The following is a 21,157-nucleotide window of genomic DNA, read 5'->3' on the forward strand; positions in this document are numbered from 1 at the left end:
CGCGCGCCCCGCCCCGTGATGAAGGAGACGAACGTGATCCGCGCCGGACGCCTGCAGTACGTCCAGACCATGTCCGACCTGGCCGACGCCCTCGGCAAGAAGCTCACCACGATCCGGAACCAGAAGCCGTACGCGGCGGAAGGCCACCCGGCGCCGATCAGCTCGCCCGACGCCCGCAACCAGCTCTGGGACTCGGAGCAGACCAAGGCCTACTACGCGGGCGAGCCCATCCCCGAGCTGCCGCAGGTCGACGACGACGAGGACCTCCTGGACCGCCACGAGGCCGCCGAACTGCTCGACATCGCCCCCGTGACCTGGAACACCTACAAGAAGGACCCGGACCTGGCTGCCGGCATGGTCCTCGTTCCTGCCGGCCCCAAGGGCACCGAGCACTGGCCCCGCCGCCTGGTCCTTGCCCATAAGGACAGTCGGCCGGGCCGCGGCGCCGGCGGCGGCCGTCGTGAGGGGAGCGGCGACATGATCCCCCGCGACGAGATCCTGCCGCGGATCGCCGAGCTCCTGGACGCCGACCCCGCCGTCACCGTCGAGACCGTCTCCGACACCCTCGGCATCACGAAGTTCCCCACTGCGCAGTCCGGCCTGGCCACCCTCCGCGGCCGGCGCATCGCCGACCTCGTCGAGCAGCAGCCCGGCCTCGACCTGAAGGACGCCGCTCTCCAGCTGGGCTACCCCGCCATCACCCACCGCGCCGCCGTCGCGTTCGCCGAGCGGGAGCTCCGCGCCCGCAGCACCCAGCCCTACCTGCAGCACACCGCCGACGTCCTGGCCGCGGCCGGCATCGCCCAGCAGGCGCAGGTCGAGATGCGCCAGCTCGACGGAGGAGCCCTGGCCGCCGCCGTGCTGCTCGACACCGACCAGCCGGCCGCCGCCGCGGTATGGGACTCCCGCTACGGCTGGCGCACCTCGACCAGCCGCCGGCACCCCATCGGCAAGGACACCGACACCGCGCCCGAGGGCGAGGGGATCCGCTACCTGGGCAGCGGGCTGCGGCCCGAGCCCGAGGAACTCCTCGCCGCACTGCGCGACGGCCGCAAGGGCACCAGGCGCCCCAAGGCCGCCACGGACGAGCCCAACGGCAGCGAGGACTGAGGAAAAGCCATGCCACACGAAGAAGAACCCGAGCCCGTCTACTGCTTCTGCAACTCGTGCGGGGACGAAGTCGACGAAGGTGACGAGTGCTGCCCCGACGGCGAAGTCGAACCGGCCTACGACGACTGATCGGAGCCCAGACAGGCGCACAACCGCACGCTCCGCACCCGACCCCGCACAAGCGAGACAGAAGGAGAACGCAGACATGGACACGTCGTCGAGCCCCATCGCGGGCCACCCCGCTACGGGCAAGAACCCGCCCCCGGACAACGCCGGCACCGCCGAGTGGATGCGCCAGCTGCGCCGTACCGTGCGGGAGGTCGAGATGCGCGAGCAGGCCCCCGAGCTGGTCGCCCGCGCTCCGCACGTGCTCCACGCCGACCCGCAGCTGCTGCGCCGCCGACACGCCGACAGCCCGGCCCTCCTCCAGCTCCTGGAGATCGTGGAGAACCGCGGGCCGGCGGTCGACGTCGTGCTGTGTCAGCCCCACGGCGCCGGCTGAAGAACCGGTGGACACCAAGCCGTGGCGGCCATGCCCGCGCGACCCCACAGCGAAGAGCACCCAGGCCTTGAAGTCCTCCACACGGGGGGGCACCGGGGCAGATATCTTCACGACGACGGACGCCGACGCACTCGACGCCCTCCGCCAGCCCCAGGTCGAAGCCTGCTCGATCTGCCCCGCCGCCCGAGAGCTCGGCATCACCGACCCCTGAGCTGGCCGCGCACGGGCCGTCCTGACGCAGCCCGCCCTTTCGTTCTCCGACTCGCTCCTGGTCCACGCGAGGCAGGCGGCGGAGCGCGGCACCGGCAACGTGGCCCTGGACTTCTTCGCGACCGGCGTCGTCGACCTGGAGCGCGCCGTCGAGGCCAGCCCCGGCCGCGGAGCCGGCGCTCCACCCGCCGAGGACACCCCCGCCCTCGGCGAGCTCGCCAACCGCGTCCGCACTTCGACCGCACCGGCCTGGTGGCCTGACCGGCAGGGACGACCAACGCCCGGCCCTGGACGAGGGCCGAGCGTTCCCATGTCCGCCTGGGAGAGCTGCCGTGCCCCGAACGGCCTGCTGCGCCCGGCTTGCCCACGATGTGCGCAGGCTTGCCCAGGCCGTCGCGACCAGGGCTTGCCCAGGGGGGTGTGAGGCTTGCCCGGGGCCGCAGATCGCCAGCTCAGGAGGCTTGCCCACAGCTGCGAGGGCCGGCGGGCCCGAGGGCTAGGCGGTGGGGAGGAGGTCGGCGACGAGGGCGGCGAATTCCTCGGGGTCGAGGATGCGGATGCCCAGTTCCTCGGCCTTGGTGCGCTTGGAGCCAGCCTTCTCGCCCGCGACCAGGAGGGTGGTTCGCTTGGACACCGACGACGATGCCCTTCCGCCGGCCCGCTCGATCAGCTCGTTCATCTCGTTGCGAGACAACGCCGCGAGGGCGCCGGTCATGGAGCCGGTGACCACGACGGCCTGTCCTGCCAGCGGGCCGCCCGCCGAGTCCTCACCGTCACCTCCTGCGTCGGTGGCGGGTTTCTGCGGCTCGGTGACCTGGGTGCCGACCTGCTGGGCCTGGAGCTTGTCGAGGAGCGGGGCGAGTTCGACTAGTTCGGCCGCGATGACGCGGGCCTTCTCGGTGCCGATGCCGTCGACTCCGGCCAGCGTGTCCGCGTCGGCGGCCCGGATCGCGGCCATCGACCCGAAGTGCGCGGCGATCCGGCGAGACATGGTGCGCCCGGTGCCGCGGACGCCGAGGGCGCAGAACACGCGGCTCAAGGCGGCCCCGCGGGCGGTCTCGATGGCGGCAAGGAGGTTGCCGGCGCTGGTCTCGCCCATCCGCTCCAGACCCAGGAGCTGCTCCCGGGTCAGGGTGAACAGGTCGGCGATGTCCTTGACCAGACCGGCTTCCACCAGCTGGATCGCCCGCGTGCCGCCGAGACCTTCGATGTCGAGCTGGTCCCGGCCGGCCGCGTAGATCACCGAGGCAACGGCCTGACAGCTTCGGCCGCGCACGCACCGCCACCGCTGTTCGGCGGTGTCGATCGCGTCGCCGCAGCGGGGGCACGCCTCGGGGAAGACGATCGGGCTCTCGGCGCCGGTGCGCTGGTCGACCAGCGGTGCCTCGACCCGTGGGATCACGTCGCCGGCCCGGTACACGAACACCTGGTCGCCGACCATGAGCCCGCGACGGGTGATGTCAGCCGGATTGTGGAGCGTGGCGTAGGTGACCGTCACCCCGTCGATGACGACGGGCTCCAGGACGGCGCGCGGGGCGATGATCCCGGTCCGGCCGACGTTCCACTCCACTGCCAGCAGGCGCGTCACCTTGTGCTCGGCCGCCAGTTTCCGGGCCACCGCCCACCTCGGGGCGCGCGAGCCGTTGCCCGCCTGCTGCTGGTCCTCGGCGGAGTCGGCCTTGACGACGACACCGTCGATCCCGAACGGCAGGTTCGCGCGCAGACCTGCGATCACGTCGATGCGTTCCTGCACCTGCTCCACGGTCTCGCATCGCATCGGGGCGGCGGCCGTGCTGGCGGCCGTGTTCGCGCCGAGCGCGGCCAGGGTCTCCAGCAGTGCGACGTGGCCGAGGTCGTCCAGGCCGATCGCGCTGTAGGCGAAGAACGTCAACTCGATCCGGTAGGGGCGGTCTTTGGCCCGAAGAGTGCCGGCCGCTCCGCTGCGCGGGTGCGCGAAGGGCGTGGCCTCGTGGGCGAGCCGGATCCGGTTGGCCTCCTCGAACTGCGCGGTCGTCAGCAGCACCTCGCCGCGCAGCTCGACATCGATCGGCTCGGTGAGTACCGGGGGCAGGCCGAGGACGGCGTCGGCGGCGTGGGTGATGTCCTCGCCGGCCAGGCCGTCGCCGCGGGTGAGGACCTGGACGAGCCGGCCGCCCCGGTACCGGGCGGCCACCGCGAGGCCGTCGAGCTTCGGCTCAACACACCAACCGGCCACAGGGCGCCCCAGACGCCGTTCCAGTCCTGCGGCCCACTCGGCGAGCTCGTCGGCGTCGAAGACGTTGTCGAGAGAGAGCATCGGCACCGAGTGCGGCACGTCACCCTGCACAGCCCCGCCCGCCACCTTCCCGGTCGGCGACTCGGCAAGCGCCTCGTCCGGGTGGGCCTCCTCATAGACCGCGATGGCGCGCAGCAGCCCGTCGTACTCGTCGTCACCGAGCGGGGTGGTCCCGTCCCCGTAGTACGCGGCCGACGCCGCCACGGCGGTGGTCACAGCCTCCGCGTAGGCGGCAGGAGAGAGGAGCAGGGCACTGTTTTCAGTCATGAAGGTCATCATCCTGCCCTGCACTGACAACCGCGGAAGCCTGTCGCACCCCGAACTGACCGGCTGCCCAGCTTGCTGAACCCGGCTTGCCCACCGTGCACGCAGGCTTGCCCCAGCCGGAATGCCCAAGGCTTGCCCATGGAGTGGCGAGGCTTGCCCGGCCCGCAAGATGCCCGCCATACGACGCCGAGTTCGACGAGCCAGGGAGCGGCGGCCCGGCGATGCCTCCCGCCACGCACGGGGCGGCCTGCTACTGGAGGTTCAGGCGGATCGGGTGCGAGGCGTCCACAGAGCACGTAAAGATGCGCAGCTCGCCGAACCGGCCGACGTTGAGGTCCGGATCGCGGCCGCTGTCCATCGTGAGGAACAGGCGGGCCCTCGCGCCGCAGGCACAGTCGATCGGGACCAGGTCCGTGAGGTGCCAGCTCGGCCAGCCGCCGGCCTTCCATCCCCTCAGGCAGGCCAAGGTGCGGTGGTAGTCGATCCCGTGCTGGTCGGCCCAGTCCTCCGCCTCGCCGAAGAGATCCTCTGGCAGTTCGTCCTTCTCCGGGAGGTCGGTGGCCTCGACCGGGTCGAGGAGGCAGGGCCGCGGCACATACGAGGCCACGGCGTCCACCGGTCTGGGGACATCCTGTGCGACGGCGAGCGAAGCGGCCGAACGATAGTGCATCTCGACAGCGGGCCCCCAGTAGTACCCCTGCCCCGGCAGCTCGGAGTGTTCCTGGGGGCACCACAGCACCTGCAGCACGTCCATGCCTTCCGGCCAGTCAACCGCGGGCACGTCCTGCTTGAGGAGCTGCAGGACCCCGATCAGGGGCACGCCGGAGTCGCTGGGGACCGGCACCCGGCGGATCCGCTCCCACGTGATCCTGTCGAGCACGGTGGCGCCGTCCATGATCCGGGAACGGATGCGGGATTCCTCCCTGATGACCTCGTACGCGTCATCGGCTTTGCTTGCCCGCCGGGCTCGCGCGACCTGGTCGATCCGCTGCAGAGTCTCCCGATCCGCGTCGGAGAGCTTCTCCCGTACTTCGACCATGTGTGGCCCCTGACACCGGGGCCACTCCTGGTCGGCCGGCCACAGCAGAGGGCCACCGACGTGGCTGCTGTGCGGTGACGGCTCACCCGTCCGGGGGCGCAGCAGGGTGGCCTTGCGGGCGTAGGGGGCAAGGGCGGGTATGCCGGCGAGTAGCGCCTCGACGGTCGGATTCACGGCTGTCACGCGGACGATGGTCCGGTGCGCTGCCGAGGTGGGCAAGCCCCATCGCCACGACGACACCTCTAATTCGTTAGTAATGAGAGGTTTTGGACCTCTGATGGGCCCGGGGCGGCGTTGTCCAGCCCGGGGCAGGACGTGTGTGGTCCGGTCGGTGCCGTGGTGACCCCTACGACACCTCCGACCGTGCGAGGTCTTTGTAAAGACTGGTGGCGCTGGGCGCCGGCCGGTCCTCGCACGTTCTGCCCCACGGGCCCGTCGGGCTCGGGATCCTCGATGGATGAGCTGCCGCACGGTGACGCGTTTCTCCTCACGAGCTCCGAGCTCTGGACACGGCGCGCGCCCGTGCGGCCTTGCGGCGCCGCGCACGGCTGATGAGGTGGCGGACCACAGAGTCCTGGAATTAGTGCGCCGTGCGGCCCCGCGTGCTCGCCTTCGAGAACGGCACCGGAGAAGGGGCGGGATCCATGGACGTGTTCTGCGGGATCGACTGGGCGGAGGGACACCACGACGTCGCGCTCGTCGACGACACCGGCAAGCTGCTGGCCAAGTGCCGGATCAACGACGACCTGGACGGCTACCGGCTGCTGCTCGACCTGCTGGCGGAACACGGCGACACCGCGGAGACGCCGATCCCGGTGGCCATCGAGACCAGCCGCGGCCTGCTGGTCGCCACGCTGCGGCAGGGCCCCGGAAGATCTATGCGGTCAACCCGATGGCTGCCTCCCGCTACCGCGACCGGCACGGAGCCAGCCGCAAGAAGTCGGACTCGGGTGACGCCCTGGTCCTCGCCAACATCATCCGCACCGATGCGCCGGTGCACCGCCCACTGCCCGCCGACACCGACCTGGCCCAGGCCGTCGCGGTCCTGGCCCGCGCGCAGCAGGACGCGGTCTGGAGCCGCCAACAGGTCGCCAATCAGCTGCGGTCCCTGCTGAAGGAGTACTTCCCGGCGATGATCGAGGCGTTCCGGGACAAGCCGGGAACCCTGACCCGCCCCGATGCCCGCCGCATCCTCGCCGTCGCACCCACGCATGCGCTGGCTGCCAGGCTGCAGATGTGGAGGCTGACCGCCATGCTCCGGCGGGCCGGCCGCCGCCGGGGCATCGAAACGGACGCTGAACGAATCCAGCAGCTCTTCCGCGAGGAAGCTCCGCGGCAGCTGCCCCTCGTCGAGGAGGCCATGGGCAAGCAGGCCCATCATGCTGAGCTTCCCCGGGATCGGTCCCCAGGTCGGTGCCCGCATTCTGGGCGAGATCGGCGACGACAGGAGCCGCTTCGCCACTGCTGGAGGACTGAAGGCGTACGCCGGCTCGGCCCCGATCACGCGGGCCTCCGGGAAACGCCGCTACGTCGGACGCCGGTTCGTCAAGAACAACCGGCTCAACCACGTCGGCCACCTTTGGGCCTTCGCCTCGCTCAGCGGCTCCGCCGGCGCGGACGCCCACTACCGGCGCCGCCGGGCAGGAGGAGACTGGCACATGCAAGCCCTGCGGCACCTGTTCAACCGCAGGCTCGGCCAACTTCACCACGGTCTCCTGGCACGCGTCCCCTTCGATGAAGCGACCGCGTTTCCCCCTCCTGCCCCGGCAGGCTGATCGCGGTCCATGACAGGCTGTCCCTTCTGAGCGCGGAGGGGGAGTCATGGCAGAGGTCGGGGGATGGATCTGGGAACGCAACCTGCGGTTGTTCCTGGAGTTGCTGTCGCACTACGTGGGCTTCGGGTTCGATGCCACCGACTGGGAGACGGTGGCACTGGCGGTCAAGGGGACCGACGACGAGCAGCCCGACGGCTGGTACTCGTACCCCCTGGTCGGTGAGCAGCGACAGGTCGAGGTTCGGCTTGCCCGTGCGGTCGGCGGTGACGAGCTCATGGTGGCCGTGAAGGGAGCCCTGACGCCCGAACTTGAGGTCCGGGCAGACACCCTGCTGGCCGCCTTTGCAGCTGGATGACCAAGGTCAACTTGACGGCTTAACTGCATAAGGTTCTCCGCGATAGCCGGGGAAGAGGACCTACCCAACGACGGGGCGCCGCAGCGGCGTATAGCGCGCCCATCTGGAGCCTGATTCGGCAGGGCCCACTGGCCCTATCCGCCAGGCGTTGCGTGCCTGGCCGGGGGAGGCTGTCGTTGCCCGGCCCGAAGCGGCGGCGAAGGAGGCCATCCCCGAGTGCTTCTCATCCCGCCCTTCGAGCCGATGCTCGCCCAGGCCGCCGAGTACGTCCCCGGCTCCGGCGTCCTGGCGAGCGGCTTCGCGGCGGAGCAGAAGTTTTGGAAGCTTCTTGGCCAGGCCGACCATCCTGGGTCGGCGTGGAGCCCGGGTGACGGCCGTGGCGAAGGCTGTCACCCGGGCGGCGTCCGATCTCAGTGGCGGGGCGGTGGAGGGTGCACCCACAGGGACGCTCTCGTTCCTTGTCCCACCACCGCCGAACCGTTCACCCCGTTCCGGTCGCGCCCTCGGCGGACGGGACGGGGAGCGTGGCAAGTTCGCCCAGAACGCGGGCGGCCGGCGCGGGGTCGACCAGCCACTTCAGGTGGCTGCCCTCCAGCGTGCGGACGTCGTACGCGTTGTCCGGCGTCAACTCGTTGCCCTCGCGGATCAGGCGGTCCTGCATGGCGAGGGGCAGGCTCGTGTCGTCGGCCAGGCGGATGTAGGTCTTGGGGATGCGGCCCCAGGTCGCGGCCTGCGCTCGGTCGGCGGAGCCGCCGGCGTCCAGGTTCTCGTCGGGCTGGAAGGTGTTGAGGAAGGTGAGGAACTGCTCGTCGGTGCCGTCGGCGAAGAAGGCCCCCTTGAGCGCCGCGAGCGCGTCCGGGTTCGCCGTGCGGAAGTTGACGCGGAGCAGGCCGAGCTCGGCGGGGTTCCCGGCCAGCGCCGGGGCGAAGGCCGCGGGGTCGACCGTGGCCATCTCCGGCTCGGCGTAGTAGTCGTTGACGTCGAGGTCGACCGGGGCCCAGGCCGAGACGTAGACGAGGCGGTCGATCAGGTCCGGGCGCGCGTTGGCCGCGGCCGTGACCGTGGCACCGCCGCGGCTGTGGGCGACGAGGATCACGGGGCCGTTCCGCTTGGCCCGTTCGAGGATGCCGATCAGGTGCGCGACGTTGTCGGCGAGCGTGACGCCCTTGATCGAGCCGGGCGCGCTCGCGAGACCGGCGGGGTCCTGCGGTGCCTGATAGGCGTGGGTGAAGGTCGCCTGGAACCCGTGGCCGGGCAGGTCGACGGCGACAGAGCGGTGCCCTAGGAGGCCGAGTTCGGCCTGAAGGGGCGCGAAGGAGAAGGAGTTCGCGAATGCTCCGTGCACGAGTACGAACGTCGGTTGCATCTGTTTCTTCACTTTCCGGCCGCCACGGGGGCGGGCGGCCATGGAGGGGCCCCGGGTGCGGGGGACGTCTTGGGTGCGTGGGCTTGCCGGCGGCCTACGCGATCACTCCGAGGTCCGACGCAGCACCATGCAGACGAAGCCGAAGCTGTCCCGGTAACCGTGCAGCCACTGCGAACGCTGGGCGTTGGCCGTTTCCAGCACCTGCGCGGCGGCCGGATCCGCGGGGTGGTCCAGAGCCCATGCGGCCAGCGAGCCCCAGCAGGCCCACTCGTAGGCGTCCAGCTCAGCCCGGGTGCTGACGTGGCCGTGGACCGGGGTCCAGCCGTCGGCGACGAGGCGGTCCACCGTCGTCGCCAGGTCGTCGAGGTCACCGAACATCTCGACGGCCGCCGGTGACGGGTCGCGGTCCCAGAACGACTCGCCGATCAGGACGCGGCCGCCGGGAGCCAGGTGCTCGCGGGCTGCCGCGAGCGTGGGCAGGAGACCGCCGAAGGCATGAGTGGCGCCGACGCTGATCACCAGGTCGAACGGCTGTCGAGAGACGAAGTCCGCGGCCTCCTGCTGGTGGAGGACCAGGCGCTCGTCGACTCCGAGTCTGCTCGCTGCCTGGCGGGCCTGCGTCAGGGCGACTTCGGAGACGTCGACGCCTTCGGCGTGCAGGTGTGGGCGCGTGGCCAGGGCGCGCAGCAGCCATTCCGCCGTGCCGCATCCGAGGTCGAGGACTCGCTCGTCGCCACGCGGCAGGCCGCGTTCGAGCAGCCGGCTGACCGAGTCGTCGTCGAGCGGGGACTTGATCGGGTGGTCGGCATGGGCGATCTTGGAAATCTGTTCGCGGCTCATCGGCGCGGCGTGCTCCGTGTCGAGGAGCAGCTTCGCGGCCACCGTCGTCCCGTCGGTGCGGATCGTACCGGCGAGGGCCTTCGCCCGCGCTGCCGTTTCGGGGGTCAGTGCCGTCCTGAGGGCGGCCGACAGGGACTCGAAGGTCGGGGTCGGGCCGTCGTGGGCCGCTCCGATGCCGAGTTCCGCCACGCGGGCGGCCCAGTGCGGCTGGTCCACGAACTGGGGGACCACCACCTGGGGTGCACCGGCCAGGGCCGCGGTGGTCGTGGTGCCTGCGCCGCCGTGGTGTACGACGGCGGCGACCCGGCGGAACAGCGCCTGGTGGTTGACGTCGCCGACGGCGAAGCAGTCGTCCGCATCGTCGAACAGACCCAGGTCTGCCCAGCCGCGGGAGACGAGCACGCGGCGGCCCTGTGCGCGGGCCGCCTCGACGGTTGCCCGGGCGATGTCGGTGGCTGCGGCCATGGGCATGCTGCCGAAGCCGACGTACACCGGCGGGGTGCCGGCGTCCAGGAACGCCTCCAGGCCGGCGGGCAGGGGGCGTTCGTCGGGCAGAATCCACGCACCGGTCTGCACGACGTCGAGGTCCGGCAGTTCCTGCCACGGGCCCAGGACCGGGTCCACCGCCAGCCACGGCCGTTCGGTGAAGACGTGCGCGCGGACGTCGTCCACGGGGGCGAGGCCGATCGCCGCACGGTGGGCGTTGAGGGGCTGGAGGTAGAGGGCGTTGACCTTCTGGGTGTCCAGGTCCCACAGGGCCCGGCGGTCGGTCGTGTCGGCCGGAGCCGGCGGTCCGGGCCGCGGCGGCGGCGGGTAGTGCGGGGAAGGCATCTCGAACGGGTGGAAACCCGCGTACACGTAGCGGATGCCCAGCTTCTCGGCCACCGAGCGGGCGCCGGCCGGCATCGGACCGCTCGCCACCAGCACGTCACAGTCCTCGGCCGCCTTGCCGACCATGTCGAAGTGCGCGGCGACCAGCTCGGCCGCGAACGCGGCCGCGTCCGACGGCGGCGGTCCCGTCCGCAGCGCGCGCACGTCCCGCCCGAAGGGCACCAGCTCCGCACCGACACCGGCCAGAAGTTCGGCGAACTCCTCGTCCGGCGGTGCGCACACGCGTACCTCCGCGCCGAGCTTCCGCAACTGCGCCGCCAGTCCCGCCAGCGGCGCTATGTCGCCGCGCGATCCGTATGCCATCAACAGCACACGCATGTCGTGATTCTCATTTCTATAGGTGCCGGCATCGGCCGGCGTCGGTGCGGCAGCATCCGGGTCTTCCGGCTTGCCTGCCTCGCGCCCGTTTGGGCGGGTTCGTGTCGGGAGGTGCTGATCAGCGGGATCAGCGGGCCCAGGGGAGTTCGCGGGTGCCTTCGGATCCGGGTACGGAGACGAGGGCGTAGCAGTCCATCGCGACGTGGGCCCCGGCCCGCTCCGGGCGCGGCATGGGTGCAGTCCGACCACTGCCCCATCCGCATGTGCTGAGGGAACGGACGTGCCGGCGATCAGTCCTCGATCGCCTGGTACAGAGTGGTCCAGAAGTCGTGCATCAGGTGGACCGAGTCGGGGACCGATGTGCCGACCTGGGTGAGGAGGATGCCGACGACGTTGTTCACGGGGTCGGCGTAGGTGGAGGTGCCGGCGCCGCCGTCCCAGCCGAACTGGCCGACGGGAGCGTAGTCGCCGCGGTAGGTCCGCACCGCCATCCCGAAGCCCCAACCGCCGTGCTGGCCCTGGCCGAAGGAGATGTGGACGTTGTTGGTGGCCAGCTCGGTGCGGGCGGCGTTCTGCGCGGGGGTGAGGCGGTTGGTGGTCATCAGCTGCACCGCCTGCCTGGACAGAACGCGCTCGCCGCCGTGCTTGCCGCCGTTCAGCAGCATCTTGAAGTAGGCGTGGTAGTCGTCCGCGGTGGAGACCAGACCACCGCCACCGCCATGGAACGCCGGAGGGATGTTCCACCGGCCGCCCTTGGACTCGTCCCATACGTGGAACTCGCCGGACTCCGGGTCGGGCGCGTAGAGGACCGGCAGCCGTTCGATCTTGTCGTCCGGGACGTGGAAGCCGGTGTCCTCCATCCCCAGCGGGCCGAAGACGTGTTCGCGCAGCGCCTCCTCGAAGGTCTTGCCGGTCACCCGGGAGACCAGTACGCCGGCCAGGTCGCTGGCGAGCTGGTACTGCCAGTGGTCGCCGGGCTGGTGCATCAGCGGCAGCGCGCCCAGGCGGCGCAGCCACTCGTCCTGCTCGGGCATCGGCGTGGGCAGGTTGGGCGTCAGCCCCTGTGCGAAGACCTCGTTCATGATCGGCGTACCGATCGAGGTCATGTCCATACCGAGGCCGAAGGTGGACGTCAGCACGTCCCGGACGGTGATTGGACGGCGCGCCGGGACCGTCTCGTCGATCGGGCCGTCGAACGCCTTCAGCACCCGACGGTCGGCCAGCTCCGGCAGCCATCGGTCCACCGGGTCGTCCAGCCGCAGCCGGCACTCGTCGAGCAGCACCATCGCCGCCGCAATCGAGACCGGCTTGGAGGTGGACGCCATCCGGAAGATGGTGTCCCGGCGCATCGGCGCGCCGCCGTCGTGCTCCATCGCGCCGAGCGTCTCGACGTGCGTCTCGTCGTCCTTGCTGTACAGGGCGACGACGCCGGGGATCTTGCCGGAGTCGACGTGGCGGGCCAGCACGTCGCGGATCTTGCGCTGTCCGGAAGCGGTGAACTGGGACATGGTGGGGTGCTCCCTGGTCGGGTGGAAGTGTCGGGAAGGAGGAGGTGACGGATGAGGGGGGTCAGAGGCTGCGGGCGGAGATGTCGCCGTTGCCGCTGGTGGCGCTGATCTCCAGCACGGGGGAGCCGTTGTTCTTCAGGGCGTTGCTGACGCGGCCGTGGCGGGGGTCGGCGTCCAGCGTGGCGGAGACGCCGGGGGCGGCGGCGATCGAGATGTCGCCGTGCTGGGTGCGGAGCACCACCGTGCCGCGCACCGCCTCGCCGATGGTGATGCCGCCCCGCGTGGTGGAGATCTCCGCGGGGCCGCCCAGCCGGCCGACGTGGACATCGCCGTCGACAGAGGTGAGGCGCAGGCCGTCCACGTCGGCGATCTCGATGCGGCGGTGGGCGCCATGGACGGCGACGTCGCCGAGCCGGCCTTCGGTGCGCACCTCTGCGGCGGCGGAGGCGGCCTCGACGCGGGAGCCGGTGGGGAGCTGAAGCGTCACCTCGACGGATCCGGGGTTGCTCAGCACCTGGTTCCTCGCCTCCGGCGCGATGACGCGCAGCACGCCGTCGCCGAATTCGACCGTGGTCTGCTCCGCGGCCTTCACATCGCGGCCCTTGCCGGCGTCCGCGGGACGCACCTCGACGGTGGTCTCGGCGCGGTCGGCGGCGAGGAGGCTGATGCGTCCGGCGGGTATCTCCACAATGGCGGCGATCGCGTCGGGGGTGTCGAACTTCTGCATGGGACGTTCTCCTTGGTGGGGTGGTCAGGCCGTGGAGTGGTCAGGCCGTGGAGTGGTCAGGTGGTGGAGTGGTCAGGTGGTGGAGTGGTCAGGTGGTGGGCAGGTCGAGTTGGTGTTCGTGGGTGCTGCGGTGGAAGCGGAAGCCCAGCTGCCGGTTCACGGCGAGCATGTGTGTGTTGTCCTGTGCGTTGTCGGTCTCGATCTCCACGATTCCGGGCTGCTCGGCGCGGAGCCTGCGCACCATCTCTGCCTTGACCCACAGCCCGAGCCCGTTGCCGCGGTGTGCGGGCACCACGACGGTGTCGTACTGCAGTGCCCGGCGGGTCTCCCCGGCACGGATGACGATCTCGGTGTATCCGGCCATCTCCCCCTTGCAGAGCGCAGCGGTCGTCAGCAGTACGTCACCGCGGTCGGCCAGCACTTCGGCCATGGCCCGGACCCGGTCGGCGGTCCAGGTCTGGCTGCCGTAGTCCATGTCGCCCATGGGCATGTCGTTCATCGCGTTCTTGGCAGCGGCGAACGCCTCGGCCAGGTCGTCGGGGACCGTGCCGGTCCAGCAGGCCAGTTCGTAGCCGGGATGCTCGGCGTCGGCCGCGGCATCGTCGGCCCGCGCGACGTCGAGCAGCAGGTGGTCCAATGCCAGCACCCGGCGGAAGCCGTGGCGCTCGCTGAACGCCTCGCCCGGGCTGTCGGCCGCGGCTGTCGCGACGAGGCTGCGCCGGCCCTCGGCGCGGCAGGCCGCAACGACCGCCGACAGGAGGAGGGTGCCGGTTCCCAGGCGCCGGTGTGCGGGATCGACGTGGAGTTCCAGTTCGGCCAGGTGCTGCTGGCCCGTTGAGGTGAACAGCCGCAGGCCGGCAACACCGACGGGGGCGCCGTCCGCCGCGGTGGCGAGCCAGGCCAGCCGGCGGCTGCCGAGGGCAGGCTGGGTGAGCTGGGCGTGGATGTGTCCGGGGTCGGGGGTCGGTACTCCCGGCAGGTCGTGGGCCGTCGAGGCGGCGACGACCTGGTGCCACGCGGCGGCTTCGGTATCCGAGGCGCGTTGGAGCTGAGTGACGTGTGCGGAGGGGGACACTGTGATGGCTTTCGTGGTAGATGTCGAGGGGCGAATTCGGCCGGGCGATGGACCGAGAGAGCGGCGGGTGGTGAAGGTGTGTCAGGCCGTGGTGCCTGGACTCCAGCGGTCGAGAGCGGTGTAGGCCGGGATCCATCGGGCGGTGCAGGCGGCGTACTCGTGCGCGGGCAGCTGGGCGAGGAGCCTCGTCATGGTCTGCTTGTCGGCGCCGTCCAGCAGCCACGGCAGCAGAAGTGGTGCGTCCTTGCCGATGTGCTGGGCGTGGACCTGGCTGAAATGGGCCCACTGCTCGGCGGTCAGCGTCCGCCGCATCAGCGGGAAGGCCGTGTCCTCCTCGTGCTTGAGGTGTCCGGCCAGGCCGCGGGTCAGCGCGTCGGTGAGCTGGCCCAGCCGCAGCGGGTCGGCTCCGGGCTCGGTCAGCAGCTCGTCGATGGCCTGGATCACCGGAGCAATGGCGGCGTGCTCGGCCTCCATCACCTCCAGCAGCGCCAGGTCCTTCGGGCTGCCGGCCAGATTCTGCCGCAGTGACGGCCACAGCGCGCCGTCCTCGGCAGCGTGGTGCGCGCGGAGGGCCTGCTTGAACAGTGTCCATCCGGCAGCAGTGGCCAGTACGCGCACGGGGTCACGGTCCGCGGCGGTGGTGACCCGGTCGAGCTGGGCCAGTTCCCGGCGCAGGGCGCCATGCATCGCGTACATCACGGTCAGGTCGATGGCGTCGCTCATCGGGCCGGACGAACGCGGCGTTCTTCACGGTTCTTCATGCGTGCATGCATGACTCAAACGATCTTGCGATCCGTGCATATGATCAAGCCACAATCCCACGCGGTTCGATAACCGCTGGGTTATCGACAGGGGGGCGGGGGCCGGTGGAGCTGCGGGACATCGAGATATTCCTCGTACTGGCGGAGGAGCTGCACTTCGGCCGGGCCGCACAGCGGCTGCACGTCTCCCAGGCACGCGTCAGCCAGGCCATCAAGAAGCAGGAGCGGCGCATCGGGGCCGAGCTGTTCGCCCGCACCAGCCGCACGGTTCGCCTGACGGAGGTCGGCCGGCAGTTCCGCGACGACCTGCAACCGGTATACGCGGGCCTGCACGAATCCCTGGAGCGAGCCCAGCTGGCGGCCCGCGGCATCACCGCACAGCTCCGCGTCAGCCTGATGCCCTTCAACGTCGTCGATCTGCACCCCTACTGGAAGGCGTTCCGCGCGCGCCACCCGCAATGGGGCCTCCAGATCCGCCAGACAACCTTCACCGATCCGTTCGGCCAGCTCCGCAGCGGCGCCATGGACGTCATGATCGTCTGGCTGCCGGTGGAGGAACCGGACTTCACCGTCGGGCCGACCTTGTGCACCGACCCGCGAGTGCTTGCCGTGGCCACCGACCACCGGTTCGCGGCACGGGACTCCGTACCGGTGGAGCTGCTCGCCGAGTTCCCACACGCCACTGCCCTCGGCCTGCCGGACTACTGGGAGGACAGTTACCTGCCCTTCTCCACCCCACGCGGCCGTGCGATCGAGCGCCTCACGAGCGCGGCCTCGGACAACGCCGATCAGCTGATCAGCCACATCGGCATGGGCGACATCATCCACACCTTCCCCGGCCATGTCACCAGATACTGGGGCATGTCGAACATCCGATTCCTCCCCATCCCCGAGATGGCCACCCTGACCTTCGCTCTGGTCTGGCGGACCGAAGCCGAAAACGACCTCATCCGCGCCCTGGCCGACACCGTGCGCGACCTGGGTGTATTCCGCTTCTGACGCAGCCTGCCGACCCCACCACGTCGTAGGCGCCGCAGCCTCGCGGCTCGGTCACCAGGCTCGTGATCTCTTTACCGAGGGCGAGCCGGACTGCGGTGCCCAGATCCGGGAAGTGCAGCTCATCGACGCCGTCGCGCGGCCGTGTCAGGGCGATGTGGACTACCTGGTCCTGCCCTCCCCTGCACGCGTTGACGCACCTTCATCGGGGTGAGGTCAAGCGTCGCCAGCAGATCAGCGCGCATCCCAGGGTGAGGAACGTTTCGTGGATGCCGTCGCGGACTTCCCAGCGGATCCGCAGGCGGCGGAACCAGTGCAGGTGAGCGAACGCGCTGCCGCTGCTCTACCTGCACGGACTGTCCTCTGGGGACTTCGTGCCGGCGCTGGAGCAGTTCCTCGGCGGCACCGCGGGCCTGTCGCCGGCCACGGTCACCCGGCTGACCAAGCAGTGGGCCGACGACCACGCCGCCTTCCAGGCCCGTGACCTGGCCGACCGGGACTTCGTCTACGTCTGGGCCGACGGGGTGCACCCCAAGGTGCGGCTCGGACAGGCGCACTCGTGCGTCCTGGTCCTGCTCGGCGTCCGCCTGGACGGCACCAAGGAGCTGATCGCCCTGGCCGAGGGGCTGCGCGAGTCGACCGAGTCGTGGGCCGACCTGCTGCGCGACTGCCGCCGACGCGGCATGCGCGACCCCGAGCTGGTCATCGGCGACGGCGCCATGGGCCTTTGGAAGGCCCTCGCCGAGGTCCTCCCCGCCGCCCGCCACCAGCGCTGCTGGGTCCACAAGGCCCGCAACGTCACCAACTGCCTGCCGAAGTCCGCGCAGCCGGGCGCGACGAAGGCGATGCAGGAGATCTACAACGCCGAGGACCGCGGCCACGCCGAGAAGGCGATCGACGCCTTTGCGAAGACCTACGGCGCCAAGTTCCCCAAGGCCGTCGCGAAGATCACCGACGACCGGGAGGAACTCCTGGCGTTCTACGACTTCCCTGCGGACCACGAACCCCATCGAGTCGACCTTCTCGACGGTCAAGCTCAGGACCAAGGTCACGCGAGGTGCGGGCAGCCCGGCGGCCGCGCTCGCGATGGTGTTCAAGCTGGTCGAGTCAGCTCAGGCTCGATGGCGTTCGATCACCGGCGCCCATCTGGTGCCCCTGGTTCGCGCCGGCGCACGCTTCGAGAGCGGCGTCCTCGTCGAACGCGAGGAGCGGGCCGCTTGAACGGCTGAAGGAGCCACACCGGACCCATGGCTGAGCCGATCTGTCCTCCGTCGGGCCACTTCGGGGTACCGAGAGCTTGGTGCGGCTGGACTACCGGGCCCAGCGTCCCATGGCCGGCGCGGTTCCGATCAGGCACTCGATGTCGGTCGGGAAGCCGACGAGGGCGTAGGCGGTCAAGCGCAGGTGGCCCTCAAGGCAGACCAGGTTGTCCTGTCTCTCGCCGACGAGGATGAGCGGAGGAAATCGCTCGCCTCTGCTGAGCGCGTAGGCCGCGTCGATGAACGGTTCGTTGGGCACGTCGAACGCCCGTAGCCCCGCGTTGATGCGTGCGGCAGCGTCGGTCGGCTGGCGGCTGCCACCCGACAGTTCGACCCAGTAGGAGTAGTCGAGGTAGCGCACGCCGGCCGCCTCGTCGGCGGACAGGAGTGCCCTGGCCCACCTGACGTGAGTGGGGAAGTTCTCGAACAGGCCGCGGTTCTCACCGTACCCGCGCGTGGCAGCGAGCAGAGCGCGACGTGCGAGGTTCGCTCCAGTGTCGGAGAGGTCCGGATGCGTCAGCAGCTGCTCGGCTTGCCCGGCTGCCGCCAGGTGGGACCGGAGGTTCTGGCCGAACCGCCCGCTGGATAGCTCGCCGCTCAAGAAGCAGGCGACCATCTCGTCCTCACTACTTACACCCAGTAGCTGCACGACCGTCAGCATAGGACCGACCCCGTTGGGCGCAGCAGCCTGCTCGCTCGTCATCTCGTCCACAGATCTTGACTATTGCTCCCCAGAAGAGGGCCGCCGACTTCGCGGGTCGCCTGGACCGATGTGCTCGGCGAGGACGACCGCTGCCACACGTGCTCGCCTGGACCGGCGTGGTGTCCGCTTCCGGCTGACCGGACGTGCGATCGACGCCCGGGCACCGGGGGTCGCTCGTCCGAGGCGGTTTCGGGGCAGGGCCGTGTCGCTTCTGGGTTCGCGGCATTGAGCGGGCATGAGCACCCTCAAGCGCGCGGCGGTGGCCGCGCTGGGCCGTCGCGGCCGTGGCGGCACCCACAACACCCAGTGCCACGGCAGCGCCGGCCTACAAGTGCGCGTCCAGCGCGCAGGACATCGACGACAGCAGCTATGACGGGCCGTGGCCGGACAACTGGAAGATCACGGTGAAGACGTGCGCGGCCCGCTCCGGGGGCACCGTGTACGCCTACGCCGAAGCGAAGTGGGACGGCACCGCGTTCCGCGAAGTGGACGATGTGACGATCTTCGACGGGGCCAAGCTGCGGTTGCAGATCAAGCAGTCCCGCGACGGCACCGACCCCGTGGTGATCGAACGCGACTTCACCGCGATCGAGGACCGGTTGGAGGACAGCACGTCGAGCGGCAACTACAACGGCCACTACCGAACCCCGACGATCAGCCACCGGGCCGGCCGCGGAGCCCTGGCCGACTCCACCCTGTTCCTGGACTGGCACGGAGACGGCCGAGGCTACGGACGCCACGACTACACGGCCTCGCCCACCGTCTGAGTCAGCGCAGCAGTGCGGGCCGCCACCCTCGCCGGGTGACGGCCCGCACTGCTGCGCTCAGGCTCCGCCGGTATCCGGACTCCACACGGCCGGCCCGCCGCCGCGCCACTCGATGAGCAGCGCGTCGTCCAGGCGGACGTCGTCCGGGTCCAGGCCGGCCCGCCGCAGGAGCTCCAGAAGATCGCCAGGGCCGAGGGCGCGGCCGAGGATCTCGCCGTCTACGCGGACGCGGCGCCCGCCCTCGGCGTCCGGCGGGTAGACGATGACGCGCAGGCCAGGGCTCATCCCTCCACCGTGCCGGTACCCGGTCATTCGAGCACTCCGAGGGCGGTGTCCGGGCGACAGTGGAGACAAGCCGGCACGTCGTCGGCCAGGAGCCGGCGCAGCTGCTCGGCGGCGGCCGGGACGCAGACCTGTCCTGGCTCGAGGTCTGCTTCTTGGGCCAGGACAGCGTGACATCGGCTGACGCGCCACTGATGCTGCGCTCGTGGACGCTGACCGTTCCAGCAGGAGCGGGCGCGCCAGTGCGGCTGGGTCGTGCTGCGTGTCAGGGGGTGGAGCGGAGTGAGTCGTTCGCCCTCTGCATGGCGTCCAGGAGGTGCTGTGTCGGGGCGCGGAAGACGTGGTCGGAGTCGGCGGCCTCCACCGCCGACGTGGCGACGTTGATCGCTTCGGTGAGATCGGTCGCCGACTGGGTGCGGTCGAAGCGGCGCGACAGGGCGTAGGCGAGGTCGTACTTCACTGCGACGGGGTCGAGGAGGCGCGCGCGGTCGGCGTCGAGGGTCCGCCTCATGACGTCGATTGCCCGGTCCAGATCGGACTCGGCCCCGGCGCGTTCGAATCGGTTGAGCAGGGAGTCTCCCAAGCTGCTCAGCCACTTGACTGCGGCATTGTCATCGGCAGACGCCACTGCGCCACCGGCTTCACAGCATTCGATCACCCGGTCCAGATCCGCCGGGTCGGCCGTGGCCGCCAGCCGGTGCCGGAGCGCCTGCACCAGGGTGGAAAGAATGGCTTCCCGCTGGTCGACGGCACGGGCCAGCGCCGTCTCAAGCAGTTCGATGGACTGATCGAGATCCTCCGCGGAGCCGCCGTTCTCGAACCGGAGCAGCAGCAAGAGGCCCAGATTAGCAGTCATTCCGGGCCGGAAGGGGTGGTCGGGATCGAGGTGGGTCACGATCTGCCGGGACAGGATGAGCGCGCTCTCGATCTCGGCCGGGGACTTCGTTTCGGACGCCCCCTGTTGGAATGAGGCGGCCATGGGAACCACCCGCTCCGCGAGTGTGGGAAGCATGGGATTCGGGATGTCGTCCAGCCCCAGGATGAACGGCAGCTCGAACAAGGCCAGCGCGGCATCGTAGTCGGCGTGTCCCTGGCCCTCGGGCACCAGCCGAGACCGGTGCCAGCGAAGCCTTGCCAGCAGGTGCTGCGCGACGGCCGTCAGGCTGACGTCGATGTCCGCGTTGCCCTCGGCGAGTATCGCGTCGAGCTGCAGCACTTCCGGAAGGTCGCCTGACGCCAGGACTGTGCGCAGGTCGCCGGAAGCGTTCGCGCTTTCCATCTTCCTGTTGATGAGGTGGATCAGTTCCCACACGTCGTCTCGTCTGTTCATGCCCCGACCCTGGCAGATCTTGAAGCGATCGGCCAAAACAGCTCTCGCGGGATCAGGCACTCCGGTTTCGGGGCGAGTTGCGCAGTGAACCTTGAGTTCGTCGATCTTGATCGCCAGCGTGTCCGAGATGCGCGCTGATCTTGTGCATGACGGGCCTGTGGGAGCGGGTAGCTCCGCAGCTGCACCGGCGCCGTTGCCGTCCGGGGTGGCTGTGTCGGGCGGATGCAGAGGAGGAGCCGGTGGTCAGGTGAGAGGGGTGACCGGTCCGGGTGGAGCGGTTCCGGCTGACGGACACCCCGCTGTACGGCGTGCACGGCGGCACCTTCGCGGCGGAGCCGGCCGACCGCCTGTAGGCCGTCCGGGGGAGGGGCGGGGGTCGCGGCGACGGCCCCCGCTTCCAGCTGCCTGGCGCCGGTTCGCGGTAACCCGCCCGGGTGAATCCGGGCCTCGTGTACGCGTACGCGGCTCGTGCGGTGTGGCCCCAACTCACCTCGAAATCGAGGCCATTGACAGCAAGCAGGATCTTTCGTCATGTTTCGGGCGCTGCCCGATCGTCGGGCCACCGATGCGTGATCGGAGTGCGACTCAGATGGTGCGTTCGGTGTGGGAGCAGTACGACGAGAACCAGGCCGCGGGCCGGCTGCGGGTGCCAGTCGCTGCCTGGCGGTGGGCGGCCGGTACGGGCCTGGTCCCGCCGGCGGATGCCGGCCCTGGCCTGTGGTCGCGGGCGGTGGTGGAGGCCGCCGACCCGGAGCAGGTGCGCGCGGCGCTGCGGGGGTCGGTGGGTGCGGGGTGGGCGGC

General features: G+C 70.6%; 16 protein-coding genes and 5 pseudogenes. 8 read left to right on the forward strand and 13 right to left on the reverse strand.

From position 1 onward, the window contains the following. Positions 1-33: 33 nt before the first annotated feature. Both AB0F18_RS21700 and AB0F18_RS21705 read left to right on the forward strand, forming a co-directional pair. Positions 34-1,110, forward strand: coding sequence for a hypothetical protein (locus AB0F18_RS21700; protein WP_362063076.1), 1,077 nt, complete (start codon positions 34-36; stop codon positions 1,108-1,110). Between the two features lie 205 nt (positions 1,111-1,315). After that, positions 1,316-1,612, forward strand: a complete 297-nt coding sequence (locus tag AB0F18_RS21705) for a hypothetical protein (protein ID WP_362063078.1) — start codon at positions 1,316-1,318, stop codon at positions 1,610-1,612. A gap of 706 nt (positions 1,613-2,318) precedes the next feature. Here the strand turns inward: AB0F18_RS21705 and ligA are convergent. Further along, positions 2,319-4,373 carry an NAD-dependent DNA ligase LigA gene (ligA, locus tag AB0F18_RS21710; protein WP_362063080.1) on the reverse strand — a complete coding sequence of 685 codons (2,055 nt, stop codon included), beginning with the start codon at positions 4,371-4,373 and terminating at the stop codon, positions 2,319-2,321. 241 nt (positions 4,374-4,614) lie between these two features. Continuing rightward, the gene (locus AB0F18_RS21715; protein WP_362063082.1) at positions 4,615-5,403 is read right to left on the reverse strand and encodes a hypothetical protein; all 789 of its coding nucleotides are present in this window, start codon (positions 5,401-5,403) and stop codon (positions 4,615-4,617) included. Positions 5,404-6,047: 644 nt separating this feature from the next. On the opposite strand from AB0F18_RS21715, the pseudogene AB0F18_RS21720 reads away from it, so the two are divergent. Beyond that, positions 6,048-7,178: pseudogene (locus AB0F18_RS21720) on the forward strand (IS110 family transposase). Positions 7,179-7,224: 46 nt separating this feature from the next. Beyond that, a complete protein-coding gene (locus AB0F18_RS21725; protein WP_362063084.1) occupies positions 7,225-7,533 on the forward strand; it encodes a hypothetical protein in 309 nt (102 codons plus the stop codon). Positions 7,534-8,014: 481 nt separating this feature from the next. On the opposite strand, the gene AB0F18_RS21730 is transcribed toward AB0F18_RS21725, so the two are convergent. The 7 genes and pseudogenes from AB0F18_RS21730 to AB0F18_RS21760 all read right to left on the reverse strand — a co-directional run bounded on the left by AB0F18_RS21730 (position 8,015) and on the right by AB0F18_RS21760 (position 14,981). Next, the gene (locus AB0F18_RS21730; RefSeq protein WP_362063086.1) at positions 8,015-8,899 is read right to left on the reverse strand and encodes an alpha/beta fold hydrolase; all 885 of its coding nucleotides are present in this window, start codon (positions 8,897-8,899) and stop codon (positions 8,015-8,017) included. Positions 8,900-9,001: 102 nt separating this feature from the next. Continuing rightward, positions 9,002-9,739, reverse strand: a complete 738-nt coding sequence (locus AB0F18_RS21735) for a class I SAM-dependent methyltransferase (protein ID WP_362063103.1) — start codon at positions 9,737-9,739, stop codon at positions 9,002-9,004. Between the two features lie 18 nt (positions 9,740-9,757). Beyond that, positions 9,758-10,948, reverse strand: a pseudogene (locus tag AB0F18_RS21740) (glycosyltransferase); the annotation flags it as partial. 290 nt (positions 10,949-11,238) lie between these two features. Continuing rightward, positions 11,239-12,456 (reverse strand): serine hydrolase domain-containing protein, encoded by a 1,218-nt coding sequence (locus tag AB0F18_RS21745; RefSeq protein ID WP_362063088.1) that lies wholly within the window; start codon positions 12,454-12,456, stop codon positions 11,239-11,241. Between the two features lie 61 nt (positions 12,457-12,517). After that, positions 12,518-13,183: a DUF4097 family beta strand repeat-containing protein gene (locus AB0F18_RS21750; RefSeq protein ID WP_362063090.1), complete on the reverse strand. Its 666-nt coding sequence runs from the start codon at positions 13,181-13,183 to the stop codon at positions 12,518-12,520. 88 nt (positions 13,184-13,271) lie between these two features. Beyond that, the gene (locus tag AB0F18_RS21755; protein ID WP_362063092.1) at positions 13,272-14,258 is read right to left on the reverse strand and encodes a GNAT family N-acetyltransferase; all 987 of its coding nucleotides are present in this window, start codon (positions 14,256-14,258) and stop codon (positions 13,272-13,274) included. 81 nt (positions 14,259-14,339) lie between these two features. After that, a complete protein-coding gene (locus tag AB0F18_RS21760) occupies positions 14,340-14,981 on the reverse strand; it encodes a hemerythrin domain-containing protein (RefSeq protein WP_362063094.1) in 642 nt (213 codons plus the stop codon). A gap of 143 nt (positions 14,982-15,124) precedes the next feature. Between AB0F18_RS21760 and AB0F18_RS21765 the strand changes: the two genes are divergently transcribed. Continuing rightward, complete coding sequence (locus AB0F18_RS21765) at positions 15,125-16,018, forward strand: LysR family transcriptional regulator (protein ID WP_362063096.1); 894 nt, start codon at positions 15,125-15,127, stop codon at positions 16,016-16,018. Between the two features lie 199 nt (positions 16,019-16,217). Here AB0F18_RS21765 and AB0F18_RS21770 read toward each other — a convergent pair. Next, a pseudogene (locus tag AB0F18_RS21770) lies at positions 16,218-16,340 on the reverse strand (IS5/IS1182 family transposase); the annotation flags it as partial. Positions 16,341-16,347: 7 nt separating this feature from the next. Between AB0F18_RS21770 and AB0F18_RS21775 the strand changes: the two are divergent. After that, a pseudogene (locus AB0F18_RS21775) lies at positions 16,348-17,236 on the forward strand (IS256 family transposase); the annotation flags it as partial. Positions 17,237-17,326: 90 nt separating this feature from the next. On the opposite strand, the gene AB0F18_RS21780 reads toward AB0F18_RS21775, so the two are convergent. Further along, on the reverse strand, positions 17,327-17,977 hold the full coding sequence (locus AB0F18_RS21780; protein ID WP_362063105.1) for a hypothetical protein: 651 nt from the start codon (positions 17,975-17,977) through the stop codon (positions 17,327-17,329). 284 nt (positions 17,978-18,261) lie between these two features. Between AB0F18_RS21780 and AB0F18_RS21785 the strand changes: the two genes are divergently transcribed. Next, on the forward strand, positions 18,262-18,744 hold the full coding sequence (locus AB0F18_RS21785) for a hypothetical protein (protein WP_362063098.1): 483 nt from the start codon (positions 18,262-18,264) through the stop codon (positions 18,742-18,744). Between the two features lie 57 nt (positions 18,745-18,801). Here the strand turns inward: AB0F18_RS21785 and AB0F18_RS21790 are convergent, their stop codons facing one another. Next, complete coding sequence (locus AB0F18_RS21790; RefSeq protein WP_362063099.1) at positions 18,802-19,029, reverse strand: hypothetical protein; 228 nt, start codon at positions 19,027-19,029, stop codon at positions 18,802-18,804. A gap of 262 nt (positions 19,030-19,291) precedes the next feature. Then, on the reverse strand, positions 19,292-20,356 hold the full coding sequence (locus AB0F18_RS21795) for a hypothetical protein (protein WP_362063101.1): 1,065 nt from the start codon (positions 20,354-20,356) through the stop codon (positions 19,292-19,294). Between the two features lie 589 nt (positions 20,357-20,945). Here AB0F18_RS21795 and AB0F18_RS21800 point away from each other — a divergent pair. Continuing rightward, positions 20,946-21,157, forward strand: a pseudogene (locus AB0F18_RS21800) (hypothetical protein); the annotation flags it as partial.

The sequence above is a fragment of the Streptomyces sp. NPDC029216 genome, from assembly GCF_040648015.1.
In the GTDB taxonomy this organism is placed as follows: domain Bacteria; phylum Actinomycetota; class Actinomycetes; order Streptomycetales; family Streptomycetaceae; genus Streptomyces.

Bases quoted from the DNA above. Each gene is read 5' to 3' on its own strand.
- AB0F18_RS21795 (WP_362063101.1), bottom strand. From the start codon at position 20,356: ATGAACAGACGAGACGACGTGTGGGAACTGATCCACCTCATCAACAGG.
- AB0F18_RS21725 (WP_362063084.1), top strand. From the start codon at position 7,225: ATGGCAGAGGTCGGGGGATGGATCTGGGAACGCAACCTGCGGTTGTTC.
- AB0F18_RS21750 (WP_362063090.1), bottom strand. From the start codon at position 13,183: ATGCAGAAGTTCGACACCCCCGACGCGATCGCCGCCATTGTGGAGATA.
- AB0F18_RS21705 (WP_362063078.1), top strand. From the start codon at position 1,316: ATGGACACGTCGTCGAGCCCCATCGCGGGCCACCCCGCTACGGGCAAG.
- AB0F18_RS21790 (WP_362063099.1), bottom strand. From the start codon at position 19,029: ATGAGCCCTGGCCTGCGCGTCATCGTCTACCCGCCGGACGCCGAGGGC.
- AB0F18_RS21780 (WP_362063105.1), bottom strand. From the start codon at position 17,977: ATGACGAGCGAGCAGGCTGCTGCGCCCAACGGGGTCGGTCCTATGCTG.
- AB0F18_RS21760 (WP_362063094.1), bottom strand. From the start codon at position 14,981: ATGAGCGACGCCATCGACCTGACCGTGATGTACGCGATGCATGGCGCC.
- AB0F18_RS21745 (WP_362063088.1), bottom strand. From the start codon at position 12,456: ATGTCCCAGTTCACCGCTTCCGGACAGCGCAAGATCCGCGACGTGCTG.
- ligA (WP_362063080.1), bottom strand. From the start codon at position 4,373: ATGACCTTCATGACTGAAAACAGTGCCCTGCTCCTCTCTCCTGCCGCC.
- AB0F18_RS21735 (WP_362063103.1), bottom strand. From the start codon at position 9,739: ATGAGCCGCGAACAGATTTCCAAGATCGCCCATGCCGACCACCCGATC.
- AB0F18_RS21730 (WP_362063086.1), bottom strand. From the start codon at position 8,899: ATGCAACCGACGTTCGTACTCGTGCACGGAGCATTCGCGAACTCCTTC.
- AB0F18_RS21715 (WP_362063082.1), bottom strand. From the start codon at position 5,403: ATGGTCGAAGTACGGGAGAAGCTCTCCGACGCGGATCGGGAGACTCTG.